Origin of the sequence: Algoriphagus sp. (assembly GCF_030694375.1) — a bacterium.
Lineage (GTDB): Bacteria > Bacteroidota > Bacteroidia > Cytophagales > Cyclobacteriaceae > Algoriphagus.
On sequence record NZ_JAUXYL010000020.1, the window covers coordinates 288,845 to 315,142 of the forward strand.

General features: G+C 43.3%; 23 protein-coding genes. 8 read left to right on the forward strand and 15 right to left on the reverse strand.

Going from position 1 to position 26,298, the window contains the following annotated elements; genetic code table 11:
* Positions 1-185 precede the first annotated feature (185 nt).
* On the forward strand, positions 186-1,427 hold the full coding sequence (locus tag Q8M62_RS06110) for a TIM barrel protein (RefSeq protein ID WP_304900889.1): 1,242 nt from the start codon (positions 186-188) through the stop codon (positions 1,425-1,427).
* A 53-nt stretch (positions 1,428-1,480) separates the two neighbouring features.
* On the opposite strand, the gene Q8M62_RS06115 is transcribed toward Q8M62_RS06110, so the two are convergent.
* Complete coding sequence (locus tag Q8M62_RS06115) at positions 1,481-2,611, reverse strand: ATP-binding protein (protein ID WP_304900888.1); 1,131 nt, start codon at positions 2,609-2,611, stop codon at positions 1,481-1,483.
* 209 nt (positions 2,612-2,820) lie between these two features.
* On the opposite strand from Q8M62_RS06115, the gene Q8M62_RS06120 reads away from it, so the two are divergent.
* Complete coding sequence (locus Q8M62_RS06120; RefSeq protein ID WP_304900887.1) at positions 2,821-3,831, forward strand: SMP-30/gluconolactonase/LRE family protein; 1,011 nt, start codon at positions 2,821-2,823, stop codon at positions 3,829-3,831.
* A gap of 592 nt (positions 3,832-4,423) precedes the next feature.
* Here the strand turns inward: Q8M62_RS06120 and Q8M62_RS06125 are convergent.
* Entirely contained in the window at positions 4,424-5,743 is a 1,320-nt protein-coding gene (locus Q8M62_RS06125) for a Gfo/Idh/MocA family protein (protein WP_304900886.1), read from the reverse strand.
* Positions 5,744-6,302: 559 nt separating this feature from the next.
* Here Q8M62_RS06125 and Q8M62_RS06130 point away from each other — a divergent pair.
* Complete coding sequence (locus Q8M62_RS06130; protein WP_304900885.1) at positions 6,303-6,443, forward strand: hypothetical protein; 141 nt, start codon at positions 6,303-6,305, stop codon at positions 6,441-6,443.
* A 174-nt stretch (positions 6,444-6,617) separates the two neighbouring features.
* Here the strand turns inward: Q8M62_RS06130 and Q8M62_RS06135 are convergent, their stop codons facing one another.
* Together Q8M62_RS06135 and Q8M62_RS06140 are read right to left on the reverse strand one after the other, a co-directional pair.
* Positions 6,618-7,241 (reverse strand): hypothetical protein, encoded by a 624-nt coding sequence (locus tag Q8M62_RS06135; RefSeq protein ID WP_304900884.1) that lies wholly within the window; start codon positions 7,239-7,241, stop codon positions 6,618-6,620.
* Positions 7,242-7,243: 2 nt separating this feature from the next.
* Positions 7,244-7,468, reverse strand: a complete 225-nt coding sequence (locus Q8M62_RS06140; RefSeq protein WP_304900883.1) for a hypothetical protein — start codon at positions 7,466-7,468, stop codon at positions 7,244-7,246.
* A 333-nt stretch (positions 7,469-7,801) separates the two neighbouring features.
* Between Q8M62_RS06140 and Q8M62_RS06145 the strand changes: the two genes are divergently transcribed.
* Entirely contained in the window at positions 7,802-9,241 is a 1,440-nt protein-coding gene (locus tag Q8M62_RS06145) for an arylsulfatase (RefSeq protein ID WP_304900882.1), read from the forward strand.
* A gap of 85 nt (positions 9,242-9,326) precedes the next feature.
* Here Q8M62_RS06145 and Q8M62_RS06150 read toward each other — a convergent pair whose 3' ends face one another.
* A complete protein-coding gene (locus Q8M62_RS06150) occupies positions 9,327-9,914 on the reverse strand; it encodes a GNAT family N-acetyltransferase (protein WP_304900881.1) in 588 nt (195 codons plus the stop codon).
* 138 nt (positions 9,915-10,052) lie between these two features.
* Here Q8M62_RS06150 and Q8M62_RS06155 point away from each other — a divergent pair, with 138 nt between their 5' ends.
* Both Q8M62_RS06155 and Q8M62_RS06160 read left to right on the forward strand, forming a co-directional pair.
* Complete coding sequence (locus tag Q8M62_RS06155) at positions 10,053-10,415, forward strand: transmembrane 220 family protein (protein ID WP_304900880.1); 363 nt, start codon at positions 10,053-10,055, stop codon at positions 10,413-10,415.
* A gap of 163 nt (positions 10,416-10,578) precedes the next feature.
* Positions 10,579-11,322, forward strand: coding sequence for an NIPSNAP family protein (locus Q8M62_RS06160; RefSeq protein ID WP_304900879.1), 744 nt, complete (start codon positions 10,579-10,581; stop codon positions 11,320-11,322).
* Positions 11,323-11,463: 141 nt separating this feature from the next.
* Here the strand turns inward: Q8M62_RS06160 and Q8M62_RS06165 are convergent, their stop codons facing one another.
* From Q8M62_RS06165 to cysS, 6 genes are all read right to left on the reverse strand, one after another.
* Positions 11,464-12,096: an MOSC domain-containing protein gene (locus Q8M62_RS06165; RefSeq protein WP_304900878.1), complete on the reverse strand. Its 633-nt coding sequence runs from the start codon at positions 12,094-12,096 to the stop codon at positions 11,464-11,466.
* Positions 12,097-12,248: 152 nt separating this feature from the next.
* On the reverse strand, positions 12,249-15,692 hold the full coding sequence (locus Q8M62_RS06170) for a ThuA domain-containing protein (protein ID WP_304900877.1): 3,444 nt from the start codon (positions 15,690-15,692) through the stop codon (positions 12,249-12,251).
* A 116-nt stretch (positions 15,693-15,808) separates the two neighbouring features.
* Positions 15,809-16,954, reverse strand: a complete 1,146-nt coding sequence (galK, locus tag Q8M62_RS06175) for a galactokinase (protein WP_304900876.1) — start codon at positions 16,952-16,954, stop codon at positions 15,809-15,811.
* A gap of 97 nt (positions 16,955-17,051) precedes the next feature.
* Positions 17,052-18,086: a LacI family DNA-binding transcriptional regulator gene (locus Q8M62_RS06180; protein ID WP_371134623.1), complete on the reverse strand. Its 1,035-nt coding sequence runs from the start codon at positions 18,084-18,086 to the stop codon at positions 17,052-17,054.
* Between the two features lie 74 nt (positions 18,087-18,160).
* Positions 18,161-19,141, reverse strand: coding sequence for a M28 family peptidase (locus Q8M62_RS06185; RefSeq protein WP_304900875.1), 981 nt, complete (start codon positions 19,139-19,141; stop codon positions 18,161-18,163).
* Entirely contained in the window at positions 19,131-20,624 is a 1,494-nt protein-coding gene (gene cysS / locus Q8M62_RS06190) for a cysteine--tRNA ligase (protein WP_304900874.1), read from the reverse strand. The genes Q8M62_RS06185 and cysS overlap by 11 nt, the downstream gene beginning before the upstream one ends.
* A gap of 319 nt (positions 20,625-20,943) precedes the next feature.
* On the opposite strand from cysS, the gene lysM reads away from it, so the two are divergent.
* Entirely contained in the window at positions 20,944-21,405 is a 462-nt protein-coding gene (lysM, locus tag Q8M62_RS06195) for a peptidoglycan-binding protein LysM (RefSeq protein WP_304900873.1), read from the forward strand.
* 393 nt (positions 21,406-21,798) lie between these two features.
* Here the strand turns inward: lysM and purH are convergent, their stop codons facing one another.
* From purH to Q8M62_RS06215, 4 genes are all read right to left on the reverse strand, one after another.
* The gene (purH, locus tag Q8M62_RS06200) at positions 21,799-23,325 is read right to left on the reverse strand and encodes a bifunctional phosphoribosylaminoimidazolecarboxamide formyltransferase/IMP cyclohydrolase (protein ID WP_304900872.1); all 1,527 of its coding nucleotides are present in this window, start codon (positions 23,323-23,325) and stop codon (positions 21,799-21,801) included.
* Positions 23,326-23,532: 207 nt separating this feature from the next.
* Complete coding sequence (gene purN, locus Q8M62_RS06205; protein WP_304900871.1) at positions 23,533-24,090, reverse strand: phosphoribosylglycinamide formyltransferase; 558 nt, start codon at positions 24,088-24,090, stop codon at positions 23,533-23,535.
* A 260-nt stretch (positions 24,091-24,350) separates the two neighbouring features.
* A complete protein-coding gene (locus Q8M62_RS06210) occupies positions 24,351-24,782 on the reverse strand; it encodes a VOC family protein (protein ID WP_304900870.1) in 432 nt (143 codons plus the stop codon).
* Positions 24,783-24,811: 29 nt separating this feature from the next.
* Positions 24,812-25,408, reverse strand: coding sequence for a hypothetical protein (locus Q8M62_RS06215; protein WP_304900869.1), 597 nt, complete (start codon positions 25,406-25,408; stop codon positions 24,812-24,814).
* 301 nt (positions 25,409-25,709) lie between these two features.
* Here Q8M62_RS06215 and Q8M62_RS06220 point away from each other — a divergent pair, with 301 nt between their 5' ends.
* Complete coding sequence (locus Q8M62_RS06220; protein ID WP_092729933.1) at positions 25,710-26,249, forward strand: hypothetical protein; 540 nt, start codon at positions 25,710-25,712, stop codon at positions 26,247-26,249.
* Positions 26,250-26,298: the final 49 nt, after the last annotated feature.

The window sequence follows — 26,298 nt, forward strand, 5'->3', positions numbered from 1 at the left end:
AGTCAGCAGTAGATAAAGCCAAAATGTAAATTACCAATTCTCAATGCCCATTGAATCGGAATACCTTGAAAATTGTCCCGATAACTACGTGATGAAGTTGATTATTGCTCATTTAACCAATAACTCAATAACCAATAACTCAATAACCCATTTCCAATAACCCATTACCAATAACCTAATTACTCATGCCTACCGACTTCCACCAAAAATCACTTCAGCTTCTTTCCGAGCAACTCGCAGAAAAGGGAATCGATGCCTCAAAATTGATTTCCCAGATATCCGCCTTTCAAATCGCGGTACCAAGCTGGGCGCTTGGGGCGGGTGGAACTAGGTTTGGTCGATTTTCGATCGGAGGCGAACCCAGAAATTTGGATGAAAAGCTGGAGGATATCGGGCTTTTGGCCAAGCTGACCAAACGGACGGATGCCGTTTCCCTCCATATTCCATGGGATATTCCGCAGGATGTACAAGCGATCAGGCAAAAGGCCGCCGATCTTCAGATCAGCTTCGATGCAATGAATTCAAATACCTTTCAGGACTATGGTCAGCCATTATCCTATAAAAAGGGTTCGCTGAGCAATGCCGATTCGGCAATCCGAAAGCAGGCAGTGGAGCATAATCTTCAGGTAATTGAGATTGGAAAAAGCCTGGGAAGTAAAGGGCTGACGGTTTGGCTTGCAGATGGAAGTAATTTTCCGGGACAGGCGCATATAAGAAAGGCATTGCAATGGACTACCGAATCCCTGCAGGAAATCTATGCCGGTTTGCCGGCTGATTGGAAGCTTTTACTGGAGTACAAGCCTTACGAGCCCAATTTTTATCACACGGTGATTCCGGACTGGGGCACCTCGGCCTTGATCTGTAAGCAACTCGGCGATCAGGCAAAAGTGCTGGTGGATTTGGGTCACCACCTTCCCAATACCAATATCGAGCAGATCGTGGCGACGCTGATGCATCAAAACCTGCTGGCAGGATTTCACTTCAATGACAGCAAATACGGAGATGATGACCTGAGTACCGGAAGCATCAAGCCGTATCAGTTGTTTTTGATCTTCTGCGAATTGATTGGTGGTGCTGAAGAAAGGGCACAGGCTTGGGAAAGTATTTCCTGGATGATCGATGCGAGTCATAACACCAAAGACCCACTGGAAGATTTGATTCAGGCTTTAGAAACCATTTCTCAGGCATATGCTAAAGCGCTGTTGGTGGACAGAAAGAAGTTAGCTCAATGTCAAAATGAAGGAGATGTAGTCGGAGCGCAGGAAGTGCTACAGGATGCATTTTTGACAGATGTGAGGACATTGGTTTGCGAGGCGAGAATCCAAAGTGGGGGAGAGGCCGATCCCTTGGCTTTTTACAGAAAAGAAAAAATCCGCGCTAAGCTTATCGCTCAACGCGGAAAAGATGCCCAAGCGAGTGGGTTGTAACTCATTGATATAGCTCGATTTGGTTCAAGTCTCCTGACTTGGACCAGACAAGTCTATTTATATAACTCAAAGAAATTCGCTGGTTTAATCACCTTGAAGCTTGAATTGGGATAGGTTTCGGAAAACTCTGCCGGAAACTTACCTGGAGCTCCTTCCGAATACTTGAACTCGAAGCAGGTCAGATGTCCGTCTTTTTCTTCGATGTAGTCAATCTCCTTTTGGTCATAAGTTCTCCAAAAATAAGTATTGACAAATCTTCGGTGGTTCTGGTTGAATTTGATCCTTTCAGTAATGCAAAAGTTTTCCCAAAGGCCTCCTACATCTGTTCTTAGGTTCATTTCATTGAAATTGCGGATCACTGCATTACGGATTCCCACGTCGTAGAAGTAGATTTTTTGACTTTTGGCAAGTTCTTTTCTTAGATTTCGGCTGAATGAGTTCAGTCGGAAAATCACAAAGGATTTCTCCAGCAGCTCCAGATAACGCTTGACCGTATGCACATTTGTTCCTGTGATTTGAGCGAGCTCATTCAGTGAGGACTCGCTTCCGGTCTGCAAGGCAATGGCAGCCAAAAGCTTGAACAGCAAGTTAGGCTTTTTGATTTGCTCAAACTGGAAAAGGTCTTTGTACAGGTAGTTGGAAGAAATCTCAGCGAGTTCTTCGATTTTTTCATCTCCAATACTGTTGAACACCTGCGGATAAAGTCCAAATCTCAGGAAGTTGGGCAGGTTGGCTTTGATCTGAATGGGGTTGAGTATCTGACCGATTTCTTCCAGGGAAAAAGGAAGCAGCAGAAACTGACGGGATCTTCCGGTCAGTGGTTCGGAGACCATTCCTGAAAGCTCAAAGCTGGAAGAACTAGTTGCAATAAACTGAACCTGTGGAAAGGTGTCAACAAGTACCTTTAACACCAAGCCGATATTCGAAATGTGTTGTGCTTCATCAAAAATAATCAGCTCACGATTTCCAATAAATTCTGCTAAAAGCCCCGAATTAGTCGTAGAAAGGGCGTCTTTGTATTCCTGAAGCTCACAGTTGATGTAGGCTGATTTTTCTGAAAACTTCGTCAGCAGGTGTTTTACCAAGGTTGTTTTCCCGGTTCGTCTGGCACCATATAGGATCAGAACTTTCCCTTTGAAAAGCTGGTATTCGAGTTGGGAGTTGATGGTTCGGGATACTTGCACGAGTTCGTTTGATCTAAATACATGAGTCTAACTTCACAAATTTACGCAAATTTATGAGCTCAACTTCACAAATTTAGCTAAATTTATGAAGTTGACTTCACAGATTTCAATGAATTTGTGAAGTTGTACCTATTAAGTTTTGCAATAAAGCCGCAATTCGGTCTTTTAAACGGAATGGATTATCTTCCTTTTTTCAAACCCAAAAGATCATGAAGCAATCCATTTACTTGGCTGTTTTTCTGCTTACAGCCTGCTCTGCTCCTAAAATTCAAGAGGAAGTTGAAACCTCCAAGTTTGAGACCATCGGTTCGGTCGAGCGACTTGATTCGGCTATTAATTCGCTGATTGCTGCAGATGCAAAAATTGAAGTGTTGACTTCGGGCTTTGAATGGGCAGAGGGTCCGCTTTGGCTGGAGGATCAAAAGGCGCTGATTTTTACGGATGTGCCTACCAACAAAATCTGGAAATGGACGGAGCAAGACAGCCTTTCGGTTTACTTGAGTCCTTCGGGCTACTTAGGTGATCGCACGGATAAGCGCGAACCCGGAGCAAATGGTTTGACTTTGGACTCTGAAGGAAATCTGATTCTTTGCCAGCATGGAGAGCGGCAAATTGGGAGAATGTTGGCATCGCTGGATTCCCCAAAATCAGAGTTTGAAACTTTAGTAGGCGAATATGAAGGCAAGCGATTCAACAGTCCCAATGACTTGGTCTTTAATTCCAAAGGGCAACTCTTTTTCACCGATCCGCCTTATGGGATGGATCCTTGGGATGAGAAGCAACTGGATTTTCAGGGCGTTTATCGTTTGGATCTTGACGGAAAAGTCAATTTGCTGGTGGACACCCTTTCGCGACCCAATGGAATCGCGCTGAGTCCGGATCAAAAGATACTCTATATCGCCCAGTCTGATCCGGAGAAAGCGCGCTATTATGCCTTTGATTTGGATGAAAATGGAAATGTGATTTCCGGAAAAGTGCTTTTTGATGCTACTTCAATTCAAGGTCCAAATCGAAAAGGTCTTCCTGACGGTTTAAAAGTGCATTCCAACGGAACCCTCTTCGCCACCGGGCCCGGTGGAGTTTTGGTCATCAGTTCGGATGGGAAACATTTAGGATCGATCCTTACTGAAAACGGGACGGCAAACTGTGCCTTTGATTCGGTTGAAAAGTACTTGTATATGACAGCGGATGGGTATTTGATGAGGATAGGGTTGAAGTAGGGAAGAAGGGAGGTATGGGAGTTGGTAAGTGGTAATGCGATGTCAGGCTGAGCGGAGTCGAAGCCGGATGGTATGGATTTTAAAACTTAAAATACAGGGTCATCCTGAGTCTTAAATATTCTGCGAACATACAAAATGGAAATGACAGGGTTTTGCACACCAAGTAAGTCAATAAATGTAAAACCACGTTTGATTTAGTCTGCGTAAACAAAACATCGATCGGAAGGGCGCGGTGGGAGGATTTGCCCCTGCCTGCAGCAGGCAGGAGCGAGCCAGCGTTCGGCCTTGTGCGTTGGGAGCTTTGGCAAATCTTGACCTTTTGGTTCTTTTGGGTTAAGCCAAAAGAACGAAGAAAACGAATAACCTAACCTAAATTTAAAACCAGAATTAACAGATTCCTGGCGAGAAATCACACTTCATGAAGTCGGAATATAATTTTGAATAATTAGAAAAAACAAAATTTAACACAATCTGTCATCGGTAGCGGAGTCGAAGGGTCCTCGAACCTTCAGACTCCCGTCTGTCGGGTACTCGGACTGACACAGCATTAATATCCTTTTTTAATTTCCGTCATTAATAATGGGGTCGAAGCCTAGATTTTCGGCAAAACCCAAGGTTTCCGATACTCCGGAAAGATCAATTCATTTGCTTCTTTATTTCCGACAAACTCTCGTTTAGCATCTTCCCAAATCAAGCTTTCTGCCCCAACTCTCGCGGCGATATTGGGAATGTGCGCATGGAGTGCAGCGATTCTTCCGGCTTCGGGTGGACAATTTGGCTGACTGCGCGTTTTGATGCATTCCACAAAGTTGGCAACATGTGCATTGTGGGATTCGGTGGTTCCTTCCAGTTTTTTCGCTTCGATTTTATTGGTTTTGGCTGTTGGGTCCCATTCCGGATAGATCTCATAGCCGCTTCGGTTGACGACCAAAGTGCCCAAATCTCCCACATAAGCGATTCCATAGGGCTTACCATAAGGTCCGGTCTGCAAGCCCCCATTCATGTCATAGTTGATCAGAAAGTCCTTTTTAGAGAATAGCACATTCATCGTATCAAAAGTGTCCCGATCCCGGTTTTCCATATTTACATTATTCGCATAGGTCATCACATGACCCGGTGCACTGGGATTATCCTCAACCCAAATCGCCATGTCCAGTAAATGCACGCCCCAGTCTGACATCAATCCTCCGCCGTAATCCCAAAAGTGCCGCCAACTTCCGTGAAAGCGGTTTGGATTAAACTCCCGCTTTGGGGCCGGACCCAACCAAAAGTCGTAATCCACTCCTTGAGGAACGGGGGTCGCGGGTTTAATTTCACTCCCCAAACCGTAATTGAAATTTGACCAGATATTCACTTTGCGGATTTTGCCCAAGTAGCCACTTTTCACCAAATCCCTAGACTCGATAAATGCCTGTCCTGCCCGCTGCTGCTGTCCCACTTGCATGATTCTATTGTATTTGCCGGAAGCCTGAGCCATGAGATCACATTCGCCGATGGAATTGGCCATGGGTTTTTCCACATAGACATCCTTTCCGGCTTGGCAGGCTGCCACGGCTATCAGGCAATGCCAATGATCCGGAGTTCCGATGATGACGGCATCGAGGTCTTTTAATTCGAGGAGCTTTCTGAAATCTGTAAATCGCTGGGGTTTCTTTCCTGTTGCAGTTTCCACCTCTGCGATTCGCTTGTCCAGGATGTTTTGATCCACATCGCAGATCGCGACGCATTCCACTTCCGGAAGGGCGATGTGATGACGTAGAATTCCGAAGCCCATATTGTTGCAGCCGATAAGTGCCACCCGAATGCGGGCGCTTGGAGCTATTTTTTGTTTTGCCTGAATTAGAGATGGAGCAAGCCAAAGGCCTCCTGCAATTAAACTTGATTGTTTTAGAAAGGATCTTCGATGAGTCATTTTGGGAGGAAGTCTTGATACGATGGATTTAAGTTAAGGGAAAAATCAAGGAAGGAAAATCAGCTGAAATAAATTAGCTGATGACAATCAGTTTTTTGATAAAAAATTCTGCAAAATGTTTATAACCTATGTAAAAATTGTGGAAATCTTGTGATTTCACCATCTTTAATTTGGGGAAAAATTGTGGAGAAAAAATAGATTAAAAAATTGGAATCTGTATGTAAATCAAGCAACTTTAAATCATCAAGTAAGAGATAAAAAGGCCGAAAATAAGATTTCGGACCGTTGTTTGAAAGGTTGAGATCGGGCGCAAAGGGGGATTTTTCTTTGGAAAAATTTCTGAGACGGGTAACCGCAGAAGTGCCAAAAACGATGAGCTGAGTTTGAGTTTCTCTTCGGAGTAATTCAAATTTCCGGGCATGAAGGAAAGGACAAGCAATTGACCTTTTGAGAGAGGCAACTCCAGAAATGCGACAAACGGATTAATCAGTGCTAAAATCCTTCGGGATGATGGCGCATATCATCTGGCACAAAGGAACGACTGCTTAAACGCAGGAGTTTGAGACGGACCACCGCAGAAGTGCATTTAAGATCGGCCCAAGATGGAGTCTTCGGACAAAATCAGGATACTGGGTATGAAGGAGCTTTTCGCAAGAAAGGTTTGAGACGGGCAACCGCAGAAATACAACAAGGTATCTGAAAACTGGGACATGCTCTTCGGAGCTACTTCAGACATTCGGTTTTGACCTGGGCAACTGGGAATAGCCTACTAACGGTAGCTTGAAGTGAATTGAGGACTATGGTTTTCAACTCATTAAACGGGAAGATTTTCGCAAGAATTTCTTCCCGTTTCTGTTTTTAGGCAACCTTATTTTTATCGGGGATCACATTTTTTGTCCCACTGAAACCATTCTTCCGGCGCTTTGGCTACAAATTTCCCTTGGGTAAATTTAATTCGATCAGGAGCATTGGGTTCACTTGAACTTTTAGATGAAAGAAAAAACTCCAATTCAAATACTCCGTGGATTTCTTTTTTGTCAGAATCATAATGCGTTAACTGGAAATAGCTTTCCCTTAATTCGGAATCCAATAGGTAAACTGTACTTATCGCATCATAACCTATCGTAGTGATGTAGCCGGGTCGTGGAGGTTGACCTACTGTATTTGCGAAATTTGGATTGTTTTGAGCTGTATTTTTGAGTAATTCTTGAGCTGACTGGATTTCAGTGGTGGGAAGAATAAAACCCAAATCTAATATCCGTTGAAAGTAACCACTTTCGTCATAAGCAGCAAAGCCGAATCCAAGCGGGATAATTGAATTACCAGGCGAACAGGTTATTTGTTTTTGCAAATAAAACCTTATTGGAGATTTCCATTCTTCTCCGTTGAAAAGCACGGTCATTTCTCCATTAAAGTTCCTGATATCAGGTTCACCGTCTTCTTGATTACAAGAAAAAAAGGCACCTGCTATGAATAGTACAATAATTAACTTTTTCATAATTAGTTTTTAATAAATCGCAGGTGAATAATTTCATTTAAGGAGTTTTGATAGCTGAATAAATATACTCCTGGTTTTAATTTATCGACAGAAAGCGTTATTTGTCGTTCATTTTGTGATTCAATACGGATTGTAGGGGTTACGATTGTTCCTTTTCTCTCACCGAAAATACTTGCCAAGGCTGGTAATGGAGGAACTTGAAAAATGATTTCCGAAATATTTTTCATTATTTTGACCTATTCAAAAGTTTGTTCAAATAATTTAAGATGGTTCTAGTTACATTTTTTTTTTTTCAAACCAAAAAATAAATTCTCTTTTCAAAAATTATCCTCCTCTGGATCAGCGGGTTTTAATTAATCATTTTATCTCCCTACTCCAATAATTCAACTAGTAAATCAATTTAAATTTATGATCATTGCGCCAAGTTGATCGTTTTAAAAACGTTCAAAGTTTTGTCGCTACAAAAAATGACTCCTGTGAGGATTTTTTTTATTGAAAAATCAGTGAGGCGGGCTGGTGTTTTGGCTTGTCTTTCCTAATTTCTGGAAAAATTCATTACTATGCCCGCTCGCTTACTGATAATCTTAATTCTTTTTGGAAGTATATCTTGCAAAAAAACAGAACAAAAATCGTTTGATCTGCCACCTAACGTGATTTTTATCCTTGCCGATGATTTAGGTTACGGAGATGTGGGTTTTCTGGGACAGCAGTATACCGAGACGCCAAACATAGATCAACTTGCCGCGGATGGAATGTTTTTCTCACATCATTATGCCGGTTCGACCGTATGTGCACCCTCCCGATCTGCACTGCTGACTGGTTTGCATACTGGTCATACGCCCATCCGAGGCAATAGCGAAGTTCAGCCAGAGGGACAATTTCCCATGGCTGATACGCTGATGACACTTAGTAAAGTGTTTCAGGAGGCAGGCTATTCCACTGGTGCTTTTGGCAAATGGGGTTTGGGGATGAATGAAACATCCGGCCATCCTTCCAAGCAGGGCTTCGATACATTTTATGGATATTTATGTCAGCGCTATGCACATCGCTATTATCCAGCTTACCTCTGGGAAAATCAGGAAAAAGTGGCCCTTCCAGGTAATGATTGGACAAATAAAGTAACCTATGCGCCTGATGTGATTCAAACAAAAACACTCGAATTCATTGATCAGAATCAGTCGAAGCCGTTCTTTCTCTTTATGCCCATTGTGCTGCCTCATGCGGAATTGGCAGCTCCGGATGATGAGATCTTTCAGAAATACCGAAATAAATTTGGTGATGAAATACCGCACCTAGGCTCAAAGGGCGCCGATTATGGTCCGGAAATGAATATTCCCGCTTATCAATCCCAACGGTATCCTCATGCCACACATGCCGCAATGGTGGAGCGAATTGATGAAATAGTGGGGGAGGTTGTGGCCAAATTGGAAGCTTTGGGGCTGACTGAGAATACGCTGATTATATTTTCCTCCGACAATGGCCCTCATCGGGAAGGTGGGGCGGATCCTGATTTTTTTGACAGCAATGGGATCTTCCGTGGATACAAAAGAGACCTTTATGAGGGGGGTATTCGGGTTCCGACTATTGTCAAATGGCCGGGAAAAGTAAAGGCAGGTAGCACATCCAATCATGTTTCAGCTTTTTGGGATTGGTTGCCGACTTTTGCTGACTTGGTAGGGAAAATCGGGCCTTCAGAGATTGACGGGATATCGCTCTTGCCTACGCTTATGGGAGAAAAAGAGCAATCTAAACACGATCATCTGTACTGGGAATTCCATGAATTGGGAGGAAGGCAAGCGGTGCAGAAGGAGGGTTGGAAACTGGTCAAATATCAAATCAAAGACACTGAAAAAATGACAGTTGAACTCTTTAATCTTTCAGTAGATCCTGGAGAAACCAAAAATCTTTCAGCGGAAAATCCTGAGAAGGTGAAGGAGTTGGAGGAATTGATCCGAAAAGCGCATCGGCCTAATCCGGTCTTTAGGCTTTTCGAAAACTAAAAAACGGGAATCCGCAGATCCCCGTTCTCATTACCCAATCATTTTACTTATTTACCCTATAAGTTTCAGAAAATTACAATCTTGATTAGGCCTCACTATCCTTCTCTGACCTGCTTTTATCAAAGCTCCAATCGAGTAGGACGATTGCCCACGTTTGAGTGGCGTCCTCAAACTCATGAATTATCCGAAACCCAACCCGCTCATGTGCTTTTAATGAGCGAATATTAGTCAGGGCTATCTCAGTAATAGCGAAATCATACCGTCCGGAAAACGTACTTCGATAGATTCCATACATTTTGTCAAAAATCCCCTGACCCCGATAGGCTTTGTCCACGCAGATTTGACCGATGACCATATAGTCATAGGCGGAGAGTAATTTTTCTACATAAATCAAACGATCGAACTGCTCAAACATCGGAACCAATACCGGAACCAAGTCCCTGGATTCCTTTGTCATGGCCAAAATGTAACCGATTACCTTGCCCCCTTCTTTGGCGACCACATGAGGTTCAAGGTTATGCATCAGTCTGAGTTGATCCAGACTATGTTGGACAGTGACAAATCCCTGTTCTGATTTCTCAGAATCAGAAAGCTCACTCAATAAGTTTATCTTTTGAAGCTCAAGAATTCCCTGAAGCTCAGATTCCGTTTCAGTCAATTTGATTTGAATCATCCAAATGAAAGTAGAAGTGGTTTGGTGCCGAAAATACTACGAAATTCTGTTCAAAAACTTCTTCCTGACCATTTATCCCAAGCCTGATGGATTGATTTTGAAATTGCTTAGTTTTAAAGCAATCAACCCGAAAGATCTATGAAATTCAACAAATTCTATTTTGGCCTATGGCTGATTCTTTTTGCGCTCTTCGCCTATTGGCAATTTAATGATCCTGATCCTGAAGTTTGGGTAAGTATCTATGCGGCAGCGATGATTTTCTGTTTATTCGGAATCCGTGGAATTTTCCCGAAAATCCCGCTGACGGTGGTCGTGATTCTATGTGTTTTGGGAGCCATATACATGTTTCCAGGTGGTGTTGGAGATTGGATAGCAGACGAGTGGGCCCAAAAAGACCTGACTATGAAAACACCTCAAATGGAGGAGAATCGGGAGACCTTCGGGCTTTTGACCATTGCTTTGGCATTGAGTCCAGCGCTTTATAAGGCCTGGAAAAAATAATATCATGTACAGAAATACCATAGAAATAAGACAGAAATACACCTCGATACGCTTGGTGAACTAGACTTCGAAAATTATTTCAATTGTATTTCAACCTCTGCAGGAGGTTATATTTCGACCGTATTTCAATTAAACATCAATTAACATCAAACCCTTAAACCTTATGAAGAACCTATTAACATTTCTTGTAGCTATGCTAATTTCTGCAGGCCTGTTTGCCCAGCAGGGTATCAAATCCAAGTATTTTGAAATGCGGACTTATACAGCTGCTGAAGGGAAAATGCCCGACTTGATCAAGCGCTTTGAAAATCATACACTTAAACTTTTCAAGAAGCACAAAATCGAAAACGTTGCCTATTTCATCAATGAAGAGCATCCAGATCATCAATTGACTTTTATCCTCGGCTATCCGGACGAGGCTTCAAGAGATGTACTTTGGAATAAGTTTGCGAATGATCCGGAGTGGATCACCGCCAAAAATGCCTCTGAGGCAAAGGGTTCCTTGGTATCGAAGGTAGATCAAACGTTTATGGTTTGGGCAAATGATCTAAATGATCACAAAAAACCCAAGCCAAGTGGGATACTCCAGATGAGAACTTACCATTGTTTGCCGGGAAGAATTGAGAATATCCAGACTCGCTTCCGTGATCATACTCGTGTTTTATTCGCAAGACAAGGCCTCAAAAACTATCCATATTGGTTGACAGTGGAAAAAAACGGTGCCCAGCCTAAGTTGGTCTATATCCTAGGTCATGACTCTAAGGAAGCTTACAATGATGCCTTCAAGCGCTTTGTTGCTGATCCTGATTGGATAAAAGCACGCGATGCTTCGGAAGCTGATGGAAAGATCGTGGAAAAAATTGATGCAGTATTTTATAAAGCATTACCATTTTCTCCAATGAAGTAAAGGAGAATTTGAGCATTTGAAAATTCGAAAATATGGAGGGCAGCAAATGAGCTGCCTTTTTATTTTTCCATTGGAGAAAAGCTGGGGTTCAACTTAAACTGCCAATTTGCAAGATCTTTTAGGGGTGAAAATCTTCTGATTTTAGAGAAAAGTTTCTAGCCACATCCGTTTTTTTGGGGGTATGGCCTTGCTTTTTGATGCAATACTCAGGAGTTTCGGATCCTTTTCTTTGGCATGGACCAACTGAAAAAGATCAGCGACAGATAAGGTGCTTTCCGGACGGTCCTCCAATGTAAATTTTTGATTGACTTCGACATAGCCCTCCTCCAGGATACTTAGATAAGTACCTCCATATCCATGGGCTATGAATTGTCTGATCACTTGCTGGGTGCCAAATTTTACCCCCAGTTTGTAACAGGGCTCCCGATATTGGGACACTTGTACCAAAGCCTCACCTACCCGATAGATGTCTCCGAGACATACCAGTTTTTCATCAAATCCGGCAAGGGTGAGGTTTTCGCCAAACATCCCCCAATTCCAGTCTAATTTAGGATATAAATTTTTCCAATAGGGATATTGTTCGGCTGAGAAAACGTAGCAGGCTTTGTAATAGCCCCCATGATTGAGCCGATTGGAGATCTCATCGCTCATCACATCATTTTTGGTCAGGTAGATGGCTTGGTTTGTCGGTACTTTGTAGATGCCAGTTTTTTCCTCTTTTCCATTCCATAGGAAAGGAGTAGGCTTGCCAATATTAGTCGAGATGATTTCCATAAATGATAAACGAGGGAGTGTGTTTTTTCTTGAATAGATTTCTGAAAACGAAGAATTTATGTAGTAAGTAGAACTAAGACTCAACTATTTAATAAAAAAAGCCATCCCGAAAAATTCAGGATGGCTTTTTTGATTTAAGTATCTTCCAAGATTTACTTTGGATTGAAAGTCATACTTGCCAGAATAAATGTCCCGGCTTCACCTTCGCCGTTTTGCTTTGACACAATGTAAAGCGTTTTAAGTTTGCCGTCCGCAGCTCCTGTGATCGCAATATTTACAGGCGTGTAATAAGGGATTGGTTCTCCTTCTACGATTGGTCGCTGTTTGAAAGTGCCTTCACCAACCTTGGTGCCACTTGGACTATCTAGATATACTTCAAAGGAGAAAGTCTGGGCAACCGGGGCAATAGTAGCGGTGATCATCGTAATCGATCCGATACCAGTAAGGTCAATGCTTGGAATCGCAAAGCTTCCCTGACCAGAAGGTACGGTCAGCAGGTTGGCGCCATTGTAATTCATTGAGCCAAATCTCACCAATTCCTTGGCTACGCCCATATCCAGATTATTATTGCTAAGAATGTATGAACCCGAACCGGTCAATGGCTTGATGTTTTCTCCTCCTTTGTCGGTATAGGTTGCTGAGATTACAAGGACTCCATTAGGTACAGCGGCTTTTCCCTGAGTTGGATCTACGGATCCTTTTGCAGGTAGTGTTTCTTTCGCTGCGTTTCTAAGTGAAAGGATGTATGTCACCAGTGCATTTGCATCGGATGTCGATAGATCAGGGTTGGCAGGCATCACCGTTTCACCCCAGACACCGCCACCACCAACTTTGATTTTATTCAACAGGTAGGCACGGTCTCTTTCACGGTATTTTTTAGCCACATCCGCATAAGCCGGACCAATGGAGGCTTCGTTTTCCTTGTGACATGTCTTGCAGGTCAGGGATTGAACCAAGGCTTTGCCGTTCATCGCCTCACTCATGATTTTATGGCCAAGGTCTGCCTGAGCTTTATCCACGCCCTGCAAGTAATCTGCCGAGACAAAAAGCGTGCTTAGGTCAGATGATGCATCGGGATGATCAGCATCCGACACGGACACCGAATAGGCTACCTTTTTTCCGGGGAAATAGAAGGACTTATTGCCTTCGATCTGGATGCTCACCACCGGAGCAATATTGCCTGAATAAACTGAAACCGGTGCGCTGACACCTGTCAATCCTGCCGGGTCAGCAGCCGTTACTCTGATTTCGTATTGTCCCACTCCGTTAAATGTATGAGTCAGGGTAGGTTCAGTTGTGGATTTGGATTCACCATTTCCAAGATCCCAAGTATAGGTAATGGCATCCTTTTCAGGGTCTGAAGCCGTTGCAGTCAATGTCACTGTCAATGGATTACTTCCTGAGGTTTTGTCTACTGAAAGTCCTGTTACTACAGGCGCCCGATTGCCACTGTTGAAGTCAATTCTGGATAAGCCGGAGTCAGGGTTTTTACTAAACCAACCATTTCCATATTCCAAAATGTAAATTTTGCCATCTGGCCCCATTTCCATGTCGATCAGTCCATTGAATTTGGTGCCTGGCATAAATGCTTCCATTTTGTCAAAATCACCATTTTCCTTCATGGTTACTGCTTTGATCCAACCTCTGATCCAATCATAGATAAAAAGTTTGCCGTCGTAATAATCCGGGAATCTGGTTTTGGAAGGATACAAATCAGAATAGTAAACCGGACCTGCCATTGCATTTCTTCCGCCGGTCCCTAATTGTGGGAAATCAGGAGAAGCCCCATAAGGATACCAAATAAATGCCGGCTGTACCGCGGGCAGTTCCTTCAGTCCGGTGTTGTTTGGTGAATTATTAACAGGTTTGGTGGCATCAAAAGTAACACCTGTTTGAGCTGTCGCGTAATTGAATTCACGATACATGTAATTATTGCCAATGGAGTAGGGCCATCCGAAGTTTCCGGCTTTTCTTGCTTGATTCACTTCATCATATCCTCTTGGTCCTTTTACGTCGAGGGAATCATTGCTCGCATCAGGTCCCACCTCACCCCAATAGAGGAAGCCGGTTTTTTGATCTATTGCGATTCGATATGGGTTTCTGTTACCCTGAACATAGATTTCGGGGCGAGTTCCTTCAGTTCCTTCAGGATATAAGTTTCCTGTCGGGATCGTGTAAGATCCATCTTCGGCTACTTTGATTCTGAGGATTTTACCTCTCAGGTCATTGGAGTTGCCGGAGCTTCTGCGTGCATCCCATTGCTTGTTTCCCTCTCGTCCGTCCAGTGGAGCGTAGGAGTTTAAGGTAGTTGGGGTGTTAGGCTGATTGAATGGGGTTGAATTGTCACCCGTAGAGAGGAAAAGGTTTCCGTCTTTATCGAAGGCAATGGATCCTCCGGTGTGGCAGCAAATATCCCGTTGAGAATAAAGCTCCAAAATCACTTTTTCTGAAGCCATGTCCCACACACCGTCTTTGAATACGAATCTGGAAAGACGGTTTATTTCTTTGTCTCCGGTAGGAGCATAAAAGGCAAATACGAAGTTATTTTTTGCATAGTTCGGGTCTTTTTGTATCCCCATTAATCCTTCTTCGGCATTGACACCTTTTACTTCTGTTTTCCAGTAGACGTCGAGCTTGGCAACTTCTTTCAACTCCTGAGTCTCATTGTCAAAAAGAAGTATTTCACCTCTTCGCTGTGCAATCAGAATGTCCAAATCCGGAAGGATTGTCATCTCAGTCGGCTCGGTGAATTCTCCAAGTGAAAGATTGGTTTTCGTGAATCTGTTTTCTTCAGGCACCCGCTTGGACTTTGCTTTCGAATAATCCAATTGGTTGTTTTCACCGATTGCATATTGGATGCCACCCAAAAGGTGTTTCAAAAAGTCAGCTTCCTCAAAAGATTCCTTGGTATGCCCACCACCGGTGTAGTAAGCTCTGCCTCCATCAAAATCATGGTACCAAGCAATAGGGTGCTCCCCCATGTCGATACCTCCCTGATAGGAGGCTTCATCCAACATGAGGAGTTTTTTGGTGTCAGGGTTTACTTGCTTGTAGCTATACCACTCGTCCGTTCTTTCCCAGCTTTCCGGCAAAAAGTCTACAGAAGGATGCTTTTCGCCGGTTTTCGTGATTATTCCCGGCTGTACATTCGGATGCGGGTCGTTGATTCCAGGATGGTCTGAAAAATACCCACCTACCAGTCGATTGTACCATCCCCACTCGTATTCGGTATCAGCGGCGGCGTGGATTCCAAGAAATCCACCACCTGACTGGATGTAGCGCTCAAAATCAGCTTCCTGATAGTTATTGAGCACATCGCCTGTGGTACTGAGGAAAATCACAGCGGCATATTGTGCTAAATTTTCCTCGTTGATGTTTTCTGCGTTTTTGGTGGTGTCGACCTGAAAGCCATTTTCGGCACCGAGCTTTTGTATGGCAGCGATTCCGGCAGGGATAGATTCATGGTAGAATCCCGCTGTCTTGCTGAAAATCAGGATTTTTGGATCGCCTTCACGCTTTTTGCTGCAGCCGGTTAATCCAAGGACAAGTACTCCGATGAAAAAGAGTAGACTACGTAGGTTTTTGGGTAAATGCATAGGGTTTGAAATTTTGGGGAAATTAGGGAAATTCCGTATTAAGTGGGCTAAACGCTTGAAAATAGGCCTCTCTAATAGACCAACGGTACTATTCTATCGACGAAATCCATTAGAGATTAAACCAGTTGGGTGCCTGATCCAATTTTCACAGGAATGAATCCTGGAGAAATTCCGAACTGCTTAACATAGGAGCTTTTGATTTGGTCCTGAAACAATTCGGTTTCTGATTTTTGTATTAGGTTGATGGTGCAACCACCAAAGCCTCCACCCATCATTCGGGATCCTAAAACTCCCTTAAGCTTCCATGATTCCTCGGCAAGGAAATCCAACTCGGGACAACTCACCTCAAAATCTTGGCTTAGACTCTGGTGCGAAGCCTTTAGCAGGGAACCGAAATTTTCCAAATCACCCGATTTTAATGCATTTGCTGCCTCATGTACGCGATGACACTCCGTGATGACATGTTTGGCTTTGGGGAAAAGCGCAGGAGAGAGTAACCTTTCAACTTTTGGTAAATCAGAAACGGAAAGATCTCTCAGTGTTTTAATATCTGGAAATGCCGATTGAACAATTTTCACGCTTTCTTCACAGGAAGCTCTTCTTTTGTTGTAGGCTGAATCGGCGAGTGAGTGCTTTACTTTGGAATTGATGAGAATAAGTGAGAAATCACCCAAGGCTACCGGGATTTCTTCATGTGTGTTTGACCTGCAGTCGAGTAACAGCGCTTTGTCTTTTACTCCAAAGGCAGAGGCATAAGGATCCATAATCCCACAGTTGACTCCCGCATAGAGGTGCTCGGACTTTTGGGCATAGAGCGCAATGTTTTTCTTTGGAATCTGAAAATCAAAAAGTCCGGAGATCGCCGTTCCGATTGCTACAGACAAGGCGGCAGAAGAAGAAAGTCCTGATCCAACAGGGATATCTCCACCAATCACCATATCAAAACCCGTGACGGAATAGCCTGCTTGCTTAAGCAAGGCGCACATACCCATGGCGTAGGTTGCCCAGTGGCCTTTTTTAGGGGAAATAAAATCCAGCTCGAAGGTGAATTCCTGATTAAAATCTATAGAATATATGCGGCAGGCATTCAATTCGTTTTTTTGTATCCCAACCCAGATTCCCTGATTCACAGCTGCGGGAAAAACAAATCCTTCCTGATAGTCTGTGTGTTCGCCGATCAGATTGATTCTGCCCGGAGCAAAAGCGAGAAGGGGAGTAGTGGAGAAGTGAGAGTGGAAGGTTTGGTTGATCGAATCCTGCATGGGTGAGGTTAATTGGTGCTGAGTTGAGTAGTAAGTTGTAAATGGTAAGTAGTTCAAAGTCTACTTACAATTTACTTTTTACCACTTACTACCAGTATTATGAATTTGCTTGAAAATGTTGAGAGGACTTCCTTGGTACCAATGTCGTTTCTAAAACAATAGAAATGGGGTCTTCGGAGGCCAATCCGTCAAGTTGATCCAGGAGGTGAGTCACTGCCAATTTTCCCATTTCGTACCCCGGTTGGGAGACAGTGGTCAATGGTGGCTCGACAACTGCGGAAGTTGGATTATTGGTAAAGCCAGCCAAAGCCATGTCTTCAGGGATTTTGATTCCCATAGATTTCCATTGAGTTAAAACATCCACGGCCACAGGGTCTATCATACAGAATACTGCATCAGGACGTGGTTTCATTTCAGAAATTTCTTTGGCTATCCGCACATTGTCCTCCAATGTCAAATCTGATATTTTAATCAGGGACGGATCTTCCTGAATTCCATATTCGGCGAGCGCTTTTAGATAGCCCTCTTTTCTTTTTTTGGAAATGTACATGTCCTCGGGCCCGGATACATATACAATCCTTCTGTTGTTTCCTTCCAGAAGGTGATGTGTGACCTGATAAGCTCCTCCGGCGTCATTGAAGGTGACCTTTGAAACCGGAATATCTTCGTGGACTCTGTCAAATAGGACAAAATTAATTTCCCGGTTGTAGAGTTCATGAAGATGGTCAAACTGATTGGTTTCCCGGCTCAGTGATATCAACAGCCCATCCACCTGGCTGGAAACCAAAGCGCGGATATTCGCTTTTTCCTGATCCAAAGATTCATTGGACTGGCAGATCATGACATTGTATCCACGCTTGTTGGCAAAGTCCTGAATACCGCTGATACAGGATGCAAAAAAGTGAGAGGTGATCTCGGGAACAATCACTCCCAAGGTCTTGGAACGGCTGATCCGGAGACTTTGCGCCAGCAAATTAGGCTGGTAATTCATCTCCTTGGCCATTTCCACGATCTTTCGTTTGGTTTCAGGATGTAATTCTGGTGAATCCTTAAGCGCTCTTGAAATCGTCGAAACAGACACGCCAAGTTTCTTGGCAATCTCCTTCATCGTAATCTGATGACCTCTTTTCATGTTTGACCTTTTCCTAATCTGTAATCTGCAATCGTCTGCACAGGCACAAATTGCAAAAAACTTTATAAAAAATGCTATTCCTGATAAACTGTAAATAAAACTGTCTCGCCGACAGCTCTTAAAGATCTTATATCGATCAAGTCCATATTGTCCTTGTGGGTATGATGATAATGTCCAAAGCCATAATCCGGAGAAAACTCAATGATATCAATCATCGGGATTCCTGCAATGGCATTGACAAATGCATGGTCATCGAGGATTTCCGGGGCATCTTTTTGGATAAAAAAATCAGAATGGCCTAAGCTTGCTGCATTTCCCCATACTTTGGAAAGAATTCCTGAAGCATACTGTCTGGAATATCCCTCACGATAGAATTTGGCATTTTTTCCACCTACCAGATCCACCAAAATTCCATAGTAAGCGGAGTAATTGGGGATGTGTTTGTTTTTGGACCAATACTGGGAACCATGACACCACCAATATTCCTGCGCAGTGTTTCTTGTTCTGGTATTCTCCGGTTCCCCGTCATCTTCCCCGTCAAAGAAAATAATGTCAATTCCCACATCGGGTTTCAATTCCTGAGAAGCGATCGTTCGTGCGATTTCTATCAAAACCCCAACTCCAGATCCCCCGTCATTTGCCCCATCGATGGGTTCGTTCAAACGCTCCGTGTCTTTATCGGCTATTCTACGGGTGTCCCAATGTGCTGCCAAAAGGATTCGCTTGGTCGCCTGGGGATTATAGGATGCAATGATATTGCTGAGATTCCAGGTAAGTCCATCGTAGGTTTTGGCTTGGAAATCCTGGGTTTGGACACTCCAACCATAGCTTTTGAGCTTGGAAATTATCCAGTTTTTAGTGGCTGCGTGCCCTTTTGTGCCTGGAACCCGTGGTCCGAAATCCACTTGCTGTTGGATGAAAGCATAGGCAGAATCTGCGTTGAAAGTGGGATAGGGCTTGACAATGACTTCTTCAACAGCTGTTTCGGTTGTTTTAGTCCCGTTACAGGCCCATGTAAAAATCAGAAGTCCTATAAGCCAAAATCTATTCTTCATATGCCCAATCAATTTTATCTTTCATATCCTTCACCACAAATCCCATACGCTTGAGACCTGCACGGATTTCATCCACTTTGGTGTAATCTCTTGCAGTTTTTGCCTCTGTGTATAACTTTAAAAGAAGGTCAAGCATCGGGGCTTGCACATCACTTTTCTCCTCAATCAATCCCAGAATGTCCACTACGAAAGTTTCGAAGGTCTCTTTCATTTTTGAAAACACTTCTTCGCCCAAAGCAGCCGATTGAAGTTGTCCGGTGAAGATGGAGTTGATTTTCTTCAATAGATTAAACAAATGCCCAATGGCTTGCGCGGTATTAAAATCATCGTCCATGGCACGGTATGCAGCAGCAATGCTTTGCTCAATCTGCTTGATCTGATCCTGATCCAGTTCAAGTTCCTGATTTGGTACAAATTCAATTGATCGAGCGATACGGAGTCCATTGATGATCTTTTTGTAGCCTTTTTGCGCAGCTTTCAATGCCTCGTTTGAAAAGTCAAGGGTAGATCGATAATGTGCCGTCAACATAAAGTAACGGATGGTCATGGGGCTGTATGCCTGCTCCAGAAGTTTGTGATTGCCGGTGAAAAGCTCCTGCAGGTTGATGAAATTGCCCAGTGACTTGCCCATCTTCTGACCGTTGATGGTAATCATATTGTTGTGCATCCAGTATTTGGCCGGATCATGGTGATTGCAGGCGTTTCCCTGGGCAATCTCGCATTCGTGATGTGGAAACATCAGATCCATTCCACCTCCGTGAATGTCAAATTGCGTCCCTAGATATTTAGAACTCATGGCAGTACACTCCAGATGCCAACCCGGAAAACCAAGGCCCCAAGGGGATTCCCATTTCATCAGGTGCTCCGGAGAAGCATTTTTCCAAAGTGCAAAATCCACCGCATTTCGCTTTTCTCCCTGCCCATCCAGATCCCGACTCCCACTCATGAGTTCATCCAGAATTCGACCGGAAAGCTTACCATATTGATAAGTATTGTTGTATTTCAATACATCGAAATAGACCGAACCATTGACTTCATAGGCCAAGCCTTCCTTTAGAATCGCTTCAACCAAAGCGATCTGTTCCGGAATATGCCCTGTTGCACGAGGTTCAATGCTTGGCTTCCAGGTATTGAGCAAGGCCATGTCCCGATGGTAGGTGTCTGTGTATTGCTGCGCCACTTCCATGGGTTCCAGCTTTTCGAGTCTGGCTTTTTTTGCGATTTTGTCCTCCCCCTCGTCAGCATCTCCCTGCAAGTGACCTACATCGGTGATATTTCTAACATATCTCACTCGATAACCAAGGTGAGTCAAATAGCGATTGACGGTGTCAAAAGTAACGGCTGGTCGCCCATGTCCAAGGTGGGCATCACCGTAAACCGTTGGTCCGCAGACATACATTCCTACAAAGGGAGGGCTGAGTGGTGCAAAATCTTCCTTTTGACGGGAAAGGGTGTTGTATAGCTTGAGCTGATGTGATTTCATAGGATGTACGAAGTACGAAGTACAAAGTACCAAGTACGGGATTTATCCGGTTTTGATTTGCGGTGCAAAATAGGGGATTCGGGCGGGTAAATGAAAGGAAATCGAAATGTGTGGTTGGTTAACTTTTCCAAAGTTTCAGACTTTGGAAAAGTTAAGGAGTGTTTTACAGCTATGCTGCTACTATAGAAGCAGTACTAAATAAAAAGGTCAGTATCAATAATGGCAGTCCAAAAAAATAAATAATTAATATTCCAGTTCATTCTGATGGGTTAACGTTGAACAAGAATAATCAATTATATCATCTAACTCTTTTCAGAATATGGGATTATTTTCATTTATCAAAAGTGCCGGTTCAAAAATTTTTGGATCCAAAAAGGAAACAGAAACGGTAGAAGAAACAAAAACTTTGCAGGCAAGCGCCTTGCTAAATCATGTAAATAAGCTGGGATTGGCATACAAAACGATCACAATTGAAATTTCGGGGGAAAAGGTAAAAGTCCTTGGAGAAGTCGAGACTCAGGAAGATGCGGATAAAATTATTTTAGCCATCGGGAACGTGGAGGGGGTGGAATCAGTAGATAATTTTTTAAGAGTTGTGTTACCTACTCCTCAGGCCCAGTTTCATACCGTAGTCAGCGGAGATAACCTTTCAAAAATCGCCTTGAAATTTTATGGTTCTGCCAATAAATATCCTGAAATATTTGAAGCGAATAAGCCAATGCTTTCTCATCCGGATAAGATTTATCCCGGACAGGTTTTGAGGATACCGACTCAGAAATAAATTCGCGAATTAAAAACCTTGGAGGAATTCAAGGTTTTTTATTTTTATTTCGAAATAAAATTTAAAATCTTCTGTAGGGATTGCTACATAGATCACTTAAAAAATCCTTTCCAAGTTTTTCCGCTTTCACCTTTTGGATTTTTTTTAAACTTGTGAAAGGCTTGATTCCATTACTTTTATAATTCGATGATACCCTCTTTTTCCTTTATCTCAATTTCAATCCTGAAAATTAATTCAGGCAGAATCCAGCAGAAGTAAAATGCTGATTTTATCAGATTTAAAGTCTAAGAAGGGTTAATAAAGCGCAACAAAAAAGACCTTCGAGGTTTTTGAAACCTCAAAGGTCTTGTATCTAAAATCCAGCTTCTTGTATCTAGGCTCTTGCCTCCGAAATCAGTGCTTGAAATGTCTCACTCCAGTCATCACCATCGACATGCCATGCGCATCACAGAAAGCGATACTGTCCTGATCTTTGATTGACCCACCCGGCTGTACGACAGCCGTGATTCCTGCTTCGTGGGCAATCTCTACGCAATCCGGGAAAGGGAAGAAGGCATCTGATGCCATCACCGCACCTTTCAAATCAAAACCAAATTCTTTTGCCTTAGCGATTGCCTGACGTAATGCATCCACGCGGGAAGTTTGTCCTACTCCGCTGGAGAATAATTGGGTTTCATTGCTCAGGATGATCGTATTGGACTTGGTGTGCTTACAGACTTTTGCAGCGAATACCAAGGCGTCCAATTCCTTCTCAGTTGGAGCGACTTGGGTTACGACTTTAAAATCCGCTTTCGTTTCAGTTGCCAGATCCTTGTCCTGCTCGATGATCCCGTTGAGCAGGGTTTTGATCATTTTGGTGCCAGGCAACGCCATTTTTTGTCTCAAAAGGATTCTGTTTTTCTTTCCTTTCAGAAGATTCAAAGCATCCTCGGTGAACTGTGGCGCGATCAAAACCTCAAAAAACAAGCTATGCATCTCTTCAGCCGCAGCCTTATCCACTGTTTGATTGGTTACCAAAACTCCACCAAAAGCAGAGGTCGTGTCAGCTTCGAAAGCCTTTTTGTAAGCTTCCTGCACCGTTGGTGCCAAAGCTACCCCACAGGCATTGGTGTGTTTGAGAATGGCAAAAGCAGTCTCACCTTCAAACTCAGCAATTAAGTTTACCGCAGCATCGACATCCACAAGGTTGTTGTAGGAAAGTTCCTTGCCGTTCAGTTGGTCAAAAAGTGCTTCCATGTCCCCGTAGAAATGTGCTGCTTGATGCGGGTTTTCGCCATAGCGAAGTGATTTGGCTTTCGTTTCGGATATTTTCAGGGCTGGGATATTTTCAGTTTGATTGAAATAGTTGAAAATATGGGTGTCGTAATTGGATGAAACCTGAAATGCCTGTGCAGCGAAGTATCTACGATCTTCGATTGTTGTTCCTCCGTCTTGCTCGGAAAGTTTTGCTTCAAGTTCACCGTACTGCGCTTTGGAAGCGATGATGATTACATCTTTAAAGTTTTTTGCAGCGGCTCGGATTAAAGAAATACCTCCTATGTCGATTTTTTCTATGATTTCAGCCTCTTCAGCTCCTGAAGCCACAGTCTCCTCAAATGGATATAAATCCACTATGACCAAATCGATGGCAGGAATATCATATTCTATGGCCTGGTCAAGGTCACCATCATGGTCACGTCTTTGTAAAATTCCACCAAATATTTTAGGATGAAGGGTTTTTACTCTTCCTCCGAAAATAGATGGATAGCTGGTCAGCTCCTCAACGGGTATGACCTCAGCGCCTTGTTCCTCAATGAACTTTTGCGTCCCGCCGGTAGAGTAGATTTTAACTCCGTGTTGTTTGAGGAGTGCGACAATGGGTTCGAGGTTGTCTTTGTAATAAACTGAAAGTAGGGCAGATTGTATTTTTTTGATTGCCATTTGGGAATGGATTTGGATGAAATCGATGGAAGTCCCAAAGGTAGGAAAAAAGGGGAGGTGGCGAAAAGTAGGATTTATGATTTACGAAATACAAGTTGTCGAGGAACCTTTAAAGTATTAAAAACATCGAATGTTTGAGGGAAATGATAGGATAATTTCAAATACAGAATGTAGAACTAAGAATGATAAATGTCGAAATTTTGGAAATCAAATTAAGCTGTCGATCACCTCAGCAAAATACCGATGCTCCAAAGTGTGAACTTTTTGGGCGATGGACTCTGGAGTGTCTTCTGGTGTCAGGGGTGTGGCCGCTTGAAAAATAATTTTTCCCTCGTCATAATGCTCATTGACCAAGTGAATAGTAATGCCGGTTTGGGTGTCTCCGGCAGCTTTTACTGCTTCGTGAACGTGGTGTCCATACATTCCTTTTCCCCCATAGTTTGGAAGTAAAGCCGGGTGGATATTGATCATCCGCTCTGGGAAAGCCCGAATCAACTCAGCAGGGATTTTCAGTAGAAAACCTGCCAAAATCACCCAGTCGATCTTTTCGGCCTGAAGTTTTTCAAGCAATTTTCCTGCATCCATTTCCTTCCGGGTGAAAGTATAGGTGGGGACTCCAAACTTTTTTGCCCGCTCAAGCACAAAAGCATCGGTATTGTTGGAGGCAACCAAGGCGATCGCCGCTTTGTCGGAATTTTGAAAGTGCTCCATGATTTTTTCGGCATTGGAGCCGCTGCCTGAGGCAAGGATGGCGAGTCTTGTCACTTAGATGAGAGACGTTAGATTTTAGATATAAGATAGCAAGTTAGTCATGGATTAAACTTGTGTCAAAGTTTATGAGAGATTTCAAAATGAAGCTCACTGATAATTTGAATGGGCACTGGATTTTATCGGTGTGCTTATCCGTGCAATCTGTGAGAAATAAATTAGTCAATTCAAGTTTAAGCTTTCGTCTCTTGCCTCTTGTATCTTGCTTCTTGCCTCTCTTTTCTTGATACTTAAATCTTGATACTTAAGTCTAATGCCTACTCTTCCCCTCCCTGTAGATCATAATTCACCATCCAGCCGATTCCAAATTTGTCTTCGAAGCTGCCGAAATAGGCTCCCCAAAAGGTTTTTTGATAGTCCATTTCTACTTTCCCTCCTTCAGCGAGACCCGAGAAAATACGCGCGCCTTCAGCTTTGGAATCAGCGTTGATTGAGATGTAGTTGTGATTTCCTTTGATCCAAACATTCCCCATGCTTGGACTGGTATCGCTCGCCATGATTTTCAGCCCCTCAGAGAGCTTGAGGCTGATATGCATCACGCGCATTTTTTCTTCCTCGGGAATCTCCATGCCTGGCGCCTCGCCAAAATAGCTGATTCCCCCCTCGAATTCTCCACCGAGGATTGATTGATAAAACGTCATGGCTTCTTCGGCCTGGCCATCGAAGTTGAGATAAGGATAGATGTTCATAGTTTATGGGTTTTGACTGGAAGACTAATTTACGGATGGGTTTCAATCTTTCTAGTAAAACGGGTATCAACTTTGAAGCTCAGAATCGCCAGGATAAGTCCAATAGCGGCTGTGGAAAAGGCTATGGTAAGGTTTTGGAAAGAAATGGGTATGGATATCAATTGAAGCGACCAACCTGCAAGCCAAACCAGGTGGCCTTGCCGGGATTTTTCCTTCCGGGTATTGAGTTTGCCACCGTTTTTTCCCTCATCTACCAAAGGCCCAAAAAAGTCACGGTATTGCCAAAGAATGTACAAATTCATAAGTAAAAGCACGGCGAGAACATAGGGCGTTCCAGCCCAATTTTGAGAGACGGTTACCATCAGAATATTCAGAATCATTGGAATCATCATGATGCTTCCCAAAAGTTTGAATCTTGTGCTAAGTAGCATAAATCCGATAGTGATTTGACTGACAGCAATGAATTCGGCAAATAGTCCCAATTCATATTCCTGTAGCCGCTCGACTAGCCAAGGAGGCCCAATCCACCCGATAAATTGATGGCCTGCATAGAGTTTGACCATGCCTGCACCCCAAAAGGTGAAACCGAGAAAAATGGAAGTCAACTGAGGAAATATTTTTTTCATAGGATTGTAATTTTTTCTTGAAAGCCATACCTGCCTGCCAAAGGGCAGGGAATCTCGTTTGAGAGATAAGCATCCCCTTGCGTGGCTTTAAGTCTGGGCATTCTGCCGAATGGCAGGCTCGATTTCATTGGAAGAATGGTTTGATGGGTTTAAGTGCGAAAAATCTATAGAAAGTAATGCCTGAATTTTGCAAAAGTTACAGACTTCTGATTCTTTCGGTTGAATATTCAAATCCAAAATTGATACAATGCCCACTTTGTCTTTATTTTGGTCGTCGTAAAACCCTTTTTGAAAAGATACTATGTCAGCAAGTCAACTTGGAGTAGGAAGTCGAATTGGTCACCCAAAATTTGGAACCGGGGTTATTGTCTCCGTCGATGAGACCTTTTATAAAATATACTTTTCTTCTTTGGAAGAAGTAAAGACGCTCGCAAGAGATTACGAAGGATTTACCGTAGAGGAAGCCAAGGTGCCTGACTTCCCGATGCTCACGATGAAGGATGTGGAACGGGCCATCCGGGAAGCTTTGATTGCGACTTCGGAACGCGCCCCGCTAGTGCCACTTGGAGGGAAATGGATGGGCGGAACTTTAGTCATTGAGCCCTCAGACAAAACTTTACAGACTAAGGAGATACCTGTTGAAACTTTCTTTCGAAAAATCGTCATGGTACGGGAAAAACTCCGTGTACTGGAGCAAAATATTAATAATCATCCCAAACTTGATGATGAAGATCGTGTCAACTTACAGCAATACATCACCCGATGCTATGGTTCGCTGACCACGTTCAACGTGCTATTTGCCTACAAGGAGGACCAATTTAAAGGAAGCGGAAAAGATTAGAACTGGAGGGCATTCCCAGAGGGAATGCTGGATATTTGTCAAAAAAAAA